The sequence below is a fragment of the Arenibacter certesii DSM 19833 genome (assembly GCF_000429545.1).
In the GTDB taxonomy this organism is placed as follows: domain Bacteria; phylum Bacteroidota; class Bacteroidia; order Flavobacteriales; family Flavobacteriaceae; genus Arenibacter; species Arenibacter certesii.
The window spans coordinates 1-6,288 of sequence record NZ_AUCB01000070.1 but is presented as its reverse complement, the minus strand read 5'-3'; the positions used below and the strand labels follow the sequence as shown (position 1 = coordinate 6,288).

Genomic DNA, 6,288 nt, shown 5'->3' with positions numbered 1-6,288 from the left:
TGTCGGCCATGGCGCTGGAAAAAGCGGCATAGGGACTAGCGATCCGAAACTTCGATGGGAAAGGTATGCCAGAACCTCACTAAAACGACCAAAAAGCCCTCTTAAACCGGACGAAAATCCACTTCGAAAATAAACCATAAAAAAAATCCCGGAAACATCGATGTTCCAGGATTCGTTCTGTCCAGTTTTTAGTGAAAATCGGCCTACTCCCGAATATCCCTAATAATGGTGGAGGTGCTAATCCTAAATAGTGAGATCCAGAAAAGATGAAAATAGGTGCTTGTGGTCACTGCTGTTAAAGTATTCTGTTGTTCGCAAAATGGGCAAGAAACAGTAGAAACTATTTTTGAGGAGATTTTCCCAGGTTTGGTGCCTAAAAATAAAATCATCGTCTATTTCTTAAGTTTTAAAGGAATGATAAAGTTAGGCATTTTGAATAGTAAATGAATGGTTTTCCTCTTTTTGAAGTAGTATCTTTATCCTTTTAAAACAAAATAAGTTGATTTCAAAAGCTACTATAGACCAAGTATATGAAGCCGCCAGGGTAGAGGAGGTGATTGGAGAGTTTGTTCAATTAAAAAAGTCTGGGGCTAATTTTAAGGGCCTGAGTCCGTTTAGCGATGAACGTTCCCCAAGTTTTATGGTTTCTCCGGTAAAACAAATCTGGAAAGATTTTAGTAGTGGGAAAGGAGGTAACGTTGTGGCCTTTTTAATGGAGCACGAACATTTCACCTATCCTGAGGCGATTAAATACCTTGCCAAAAAGTACAATATAGAAATTGAGGAAACCTTGCAGTCCGATGAGGAAAAAGAAAAGTTAAATGAACGGGAAAGCATGTATTTGGTTTCGGAGTATGCCAAGGATTATTTTTCGGAAATTTTATGGGAAAGGGAGCAGGGAAAAGCTATTGGTTTAAGTTATTTTAAAGAAAGGGGTTTTACAGATGATACCATCAGGAAGTTTGATTTAGGTTATTGTCTGGATTTATGGGATAGCTTTACTAAAACAGCTCTGGATAAGGGGTATCAATTGGAATTTCTTGAAAAGACCGGGCTCACCATAGTGAAAGAAGATCCGGGAAACCCTACAAAAAAACGAACATTCGACCGGTTTAAGGGAAGAGTTCTATTTCCTATCCATAGTATGAGCGGAAGGATTTTGGGATTCGGAGGCCGTATTTTAACCAGTGATAAGAGAGCGGCTAAATATTTAAACTCCCCGGAAAGTGATATCTACCATAAAAGCAAGGTTTTATATGGTATTTACCATGCAAAACAGGCAATAGCCAAGGAAGATAATTGTTATTTGGTTGAGGGGTATACCGATGTAATTCAAATGCACCAGCGAGGAGTACATAATGTGGTAGCCTCTAGTGGAACTGCCTTGACTTCCGATCAGATTAGATTGATAAATAGGCTAACCAAGAATATTACGGTCTTGTTTGATGGTGATGCAGCTGGTTTAAGGGCATCTCTTAAGGGGATAGATCTTATTTTGGAACAGGGAATGAACGTAAAAGTATGTTCTTTTCCAGCTGGGGAAGATCCAGATAGTTTCTCTAAGAACAATGAGTACAAAGAGGTCATTGCATATCTTAATGAGCATTCCAAAGATTTTATACAATTTAAGGCATCTCTTTTAATAGATGAGGCTGCAAACGATCCCATTAAAAGAGCAGATACCGTTAGGGATATTGTAAATAGTATTGCAAAAATCCCCGATAGGATTCAAAGGGAAATCTATATTCAGGAATGTTCACAAATCATGAATATCTCTGAATCAGTGCTTTTTAATACCCTAGCGCAGATTGGGAAGAAAGATAGTGCTGACGCTGTCAAAAAAGCAAAGCAGGAGCAAAAGTCCTTTGATGTTGTAAAGACCGAACCACAAAAGAAACTGGATGTACAATATGAGCTAGAAAGGAAGATAATTGAGATTTTGCTATTGTACGGTACAATGGAGACAGAATTTGAAGATCTGGTGTTGAAGGAGAATGAGAAAGGCGATCTGGAGCTAGAGCCGGAATCGTTGGGTGCCAAAGTGTTCGAGAAAATTTTCTTGGATCTACAGGATGATGAAATAGAGCTTGCGAACGAGAGATTTCGTAATATCTACTATAAGCTCATTGAAGATATGAATGGTAAGGAAAATTTTTCCATCACTTCGTTTATGGCAGAGTTAGATCAGGAATTGGCCTCTGAAATATCCTCAATTTTAATGGAAGAGGAGAAATATACCCTTCATCAGTGGGATCGCAAAGAAATATATCCAAAGGATAAAGAGGTAGGAGTCTCTCAGCTGGTGAGTGAAACTATACTTACCCTTAGGTGTTACCTAATAAAAAAGAGGATAGGGTCCCTACAAGAAAGTACTATGGATAGTACAGGGGGGAATGCGGAGGTTTTGGAAGAAATAATGAACTACATTCAGTTAAACGTACTTCTCAATAAAAAATTGAATAGGGTTTTTTCTTAAATCAAAAAGGTCCAAGAAAAATATTTTTTGGACCTTTTTTTGTCTTTAATTTGAAATGGATTAATATAGTTCCAATGCTTTGGCTTGTTGAAGTAAATCTACAAGATTATCTACATTTAATTTACGCATCAATCGTGCTTTGTAGGTGCTTACTGTTTTTTCGTTTAAATTAAGATCTTGAGCAACTTCCTTGTTTCGTTTTCCACTCGCCAATAATTTAAGAACTTCAACCTCTCTAGAGGATAGTTTTCTGAAAAACCTCCTTGGTTTCTGAGTCCCTTCGTCAAAAGCAAGTCTTTGTGCTAATTCGTTGGTGATAAACATGTTACCTTCGCTAACCTTTCTTATTGCACTGACTATATAGTCTATGTCGGATGACTTGGAAAGGTATCCAAATGCACCGGCACGGATTGTACTTAGTGCGTAAACGTCTTCGGATTGTCCACTATATATTAATACCCTAATGCTAGGGTACTCTTTTTTGATTTTCCTTAGTGTTGCAATACCGTTGATTTCTGGGATATCCATCTCTAATAAGATAATATCTGGAGAACTGTTTTCCAATTGGTCAAAAAGTTCCACGGTTGTCGCCACATCTCCTATCACCTGGATATCAGAAATTGGATCTAAGACCTGTTTGATTCCCACTCTAACAACGGGATGATTATCTGCAATTAAAATTTTGATCATGTTGAATTGGTTTTTAGATGGCCATTTTTACAATAACGCCAATTTGCCTGCTTTTATTGTAAGATTAAACATTCCTGGTTGTTAAGCAAAGCTCATCTTTTTATATGTAAATCAAAAGTTTTGGCTATTATATTCGTTTTAATCACTTGGTTCTTAGGTGAGATGTCGTTTTAAGATGTATAGGGATTTCACAAACGGGGATTGGAACCATTTTATGCTTATTCGCCCTACTCAATCTACTAAAGATACGGAAAATTTCCTTTTCTCTGTCAAAAAAATCGGATTCACTCTTACCTTTTTCTGTCATTTCCATAGCCCATTCTAATTCTGGGTAGGAAGCGCCCAATTGATCTTCATCTGTTCTATCATCTCCAAATAGTCCATCTGTGGGTGCGGCCTGGATAATTTCGGGTAAAATTCCCAGTGTCTCTGCTATTTCATATACTTCACTTTTTGAAAGATCAGCAATAGGGCTAAGATCTACACCGCCATCACCATATTTAGTAAAAAATCCAACCCCAAAATCTTCTATTTTATTACCTGTTCCAGCAACCAATAGTTGGTCTAAGGCGGCAAAATAGTAGAGCGTGGTCATTCGTAAGCGTGCTCTTGTATTGGCTAGGGATAAAAATCGGTCAGCTTCATCTGTTACGCTAGGTACAGTATCTACAAAGCTATCGAAAACCGGAGTAAGATTAATATTATTGCTTCTTACCAATTTGTAATTTTCTTTTAACCAGGCTATATGGTTTGCGGCGCGAGCTTCCTGATTGGCCTTTTGGTGTATGGGCATTTCTAAGCACAAGAGTTCTAGTCCAGTCTTGGCGCACAAGGTAGATGTGACGGCAGAATCAATACCACCTGAGATTCCGATGATAAATCCTTTCATTTTTGCCTTTTCGGCATAATTTTTTAACCAGGTAACAATATGGTCTATAACTTTTTCGGTCTGCATCTAAAGGGTTTATAAGGTTTAAAAACTTAACTTTGCCCAGTAAAAATACCACCTAAGGTCAAGAATATAAAACAATAATCGAATTAGTTGAGAATGCGAAGTACAATATGGGTCCTGAGTTGGGTCTTAATAGCCTTATATGGTTGTAAAGAAACAGACAAAACAGCGGAAGAAGTTGCTAAGATAAATGTAAAATTGGAGGTCTCTAGGTTTGATCGGGAATTTGCCGATGCCAAACCAGAAGATATTTCCGAGTTGAAGAAAAGTTATCCCTACCTTTTCCCGGAAAGCTATCCAGATAGTGTATGGGTGGCAAAAGCACAGGATACCCTACAGGTGCAACTCCAGCAAGAGGTAAAATCTGTATTTCCTGACTTTGATTCCCAATTGACGGAGCTAGAATCATTGTTCCGTCATATAAAATACTACTATCCCAATACCCCTGTTCCTGAGGTTGTTACGGTAACGTCGGATGTGGATTATAATAATAGGGTTATCTTGACCGATAGCTTGTTGCTTATTGGTCTTGATAACTATTTGGGCCCTTCTCATGAGTTTTATAGCGTAATACCCAAATTTGTTGCCAACGGACTTGATAAAAAATTTTTACAGGCCGATGTAGCCAGTGCTTTTGCTAAAAAAGTTATCCCTTCACCTAAGGAGAGAACGTTCTTGGCAAAAATGATTTATTATGGAAAGGAATTGTATTTAAAGCAAGCATTATTGCCACAGGCAGCTGAGGAAGTGATAATTGGATACGATCCAGAACAATTAGAGTGGGCAACTGTAAATGAGGAGCAAGTTTGGAGGTACTTTATGGAACGTGAATTATTGTACAGTACAGATAATAAGTTGGGTCCTAGGTTTTTAGATCCGGCTCCTTTTTCTAAATTTCAATTGGAACTGGATAACGAATCCCCCGGTAGACTAGGACGGTATATAGGGTGGCAGATTGTAAAGGCGTTTATGGATAATAATAAGGTTAGCCTTCAGGAGATGTTAACCTTGCCAGAGGAGGCGTTATTTAAAAAGTCCAAATTCAAGCCTAGAAAATTAGATTAATTTTTTTTTAGAATTTATATAAAAGCAAAAACATGTCGAAATTACATACGTCGGAAATTAATTTACAGATTACGTTAGATGAAAACCGAGTGCCGGAAAAATTAAAATGGTCTGCGGAAGATGGGGGTATCTCCAATGAAGAGGCAAAGGCGATGTTGTTGTCTGTTTGGGATAGTAAAAATCAAGAATCCTTAAAAATAGATTTATGGACCAAGGATATGCCGGTGGATGAGATGCGGATTTTCTTCCATCAGACTTTAGTGTCTCTTTCAGATACCTTTTATAAGGCAACGCAAGATGAGAAAATGACGGCTACCATGAAGGATTTTTGCGACTATTTTGCAGAAAAATTGGAGCTAAAGAAATAGCTTTTGCTGTTAGGGAATACAGAAAGCTTAATTTGTTTTGTTACGTGTCGGAAAGGATTGTCTTATTAGTCCGACTGATAGGTATATAGTAGATAAATGCCTACGCTATGGGGGGAAATGGGAGGAAATGCTTAATCTTTGTGTACAATGCAAAATCGGGCCTAGGGAATTCGTTGTTAGACGGAGCTCATAAAATCCTTGACCCCAAGAGCTATTCTTGCTCCCTCTGTTCTATCACCCACGGGGCATTTTTGGAGAATAAACGTTGGAAAGAATTTAGGGAGCATTCTGACTTTGATATGGAATTTTTATATAAGGATCAGTTTATTATTAAGTATCGGGACAAGGTAGGTGAAGGGGTGAAGTTCCCAGTAATATTTGAAGTAGATAATGGAGGCTTTCATGTAGTCTTAAGCAGCAAAAGTATTGATGTATTGGGTAATCAGGAGTCCCTAATCGGAGCAATTCAAGAATATTATAGTGCAGAGTCGGGCTAAGGTTGTAGTTAGTTTAATAAGGGATATTCGGGAGTAGGCCGATTTTCACTAAAAACTGGACAGAACGAATCCTGGAACATCGATGTTTCCGGGATTTTTTTTATGGTTTATTTTCGAAGTGGATTTTCGTCCGGTTTAAGAGGGCTTTTTGGTCGTTTTAGTGAGGTTCTGGCATACCTTTCCCATCGAAGTTTCGGATCGCTAGTCCCTATGCCGCTTTTTCCAGCGCCATGGCCGACA

Annotated in this window: 6 protein-coding genes; 4 read left to right on the top strand and 2 right to left on the bottom strand. The window is 38.2% G+C overall.

The genetic code is table 11. The features are described from left to right. Window positions 1-499: 499 nt before the first annotated feature. Window positions 500-2,476, top strand: a complete 1,977-nt coding sequence (gene dnaG, locus G466_RS0118725) for a DNA primase (RefSeq protein WP_026814990.1) — start codon at window positions 500-502, stop codon at window positions 2,474-2,476. Window positions 2,477-2,536: 60 nt separating this feature from the next. Here dnaG and G466_RS0118720 read toward each other — a convergent pair whose 3' ends face one another. Further along, window positions 2,537-3,166, bottom strand: coding sequence for a response regulator (locus G466_RS0118720; RefSeq protein WP_026814989.1), 630 nt, complete (start codon window positions 3,164-3,166; stop codon window positions 2,537-2,539). A gap of 142 nt (window positions 3,167-3,308) precedes the next feature. Continuing rightward, window positions 3,309-4,121 (bottom strand): NAD(+) synthase, encoded by an 813-nt coding sequence (gene nadE / locus G466_RS0118710; protein WP_026814988.1) that lies wholly within the window; start codon window positions 4,119-4,121, stop codon window positions 3,309-3,311. A 93-nt stretch (window positions 4,122-4,214) separates the two neighbouring features. Between nadE and gldB the strand changes: the two genes are divergently transcribed. The 3 genes from gldB to G466_RS0118695 all read left to right on the top strand — a co-directional run bounded on the left by gldB (window position 4,215) and on the right by G466_RS0118695 (window position 6,048). Then, entirely contained in the window at window positions 4,215-5,183 is a 969-nt protein-coding gene (gene gldB, locus G466_RS0118705) for a gliding motility lipoprotein GldB (RefSeq protein WP_026814987.1), read from the top strand. A gap of 32 nt (window positions 5,184-5,215) precedes the next feature. Beyond that, a complete protein-coding gene (gene gldC, locus G466_RS0118700; RefSeq protein WP_026814986.1) occupies window positions 5,216-5,551 on the top strand; it encodes a gliding motility protein GldC in 336 nt (111 codons plus the stop codon). 107 nt (window positions 5,552-5,658) lie between these two features. Next, complete coding sequence (locus G466_RS0118695) at window positions 5,659-6,048, top strand: hypothetical protein (RefSeq protein ID WP_026814985.1); 390 nt, start codon at window positions 5,659-5,661, stop codon at window positions 6,046-6,048. Window positions 6,049-6,288 lie beyond the last annotated feature (240 nt).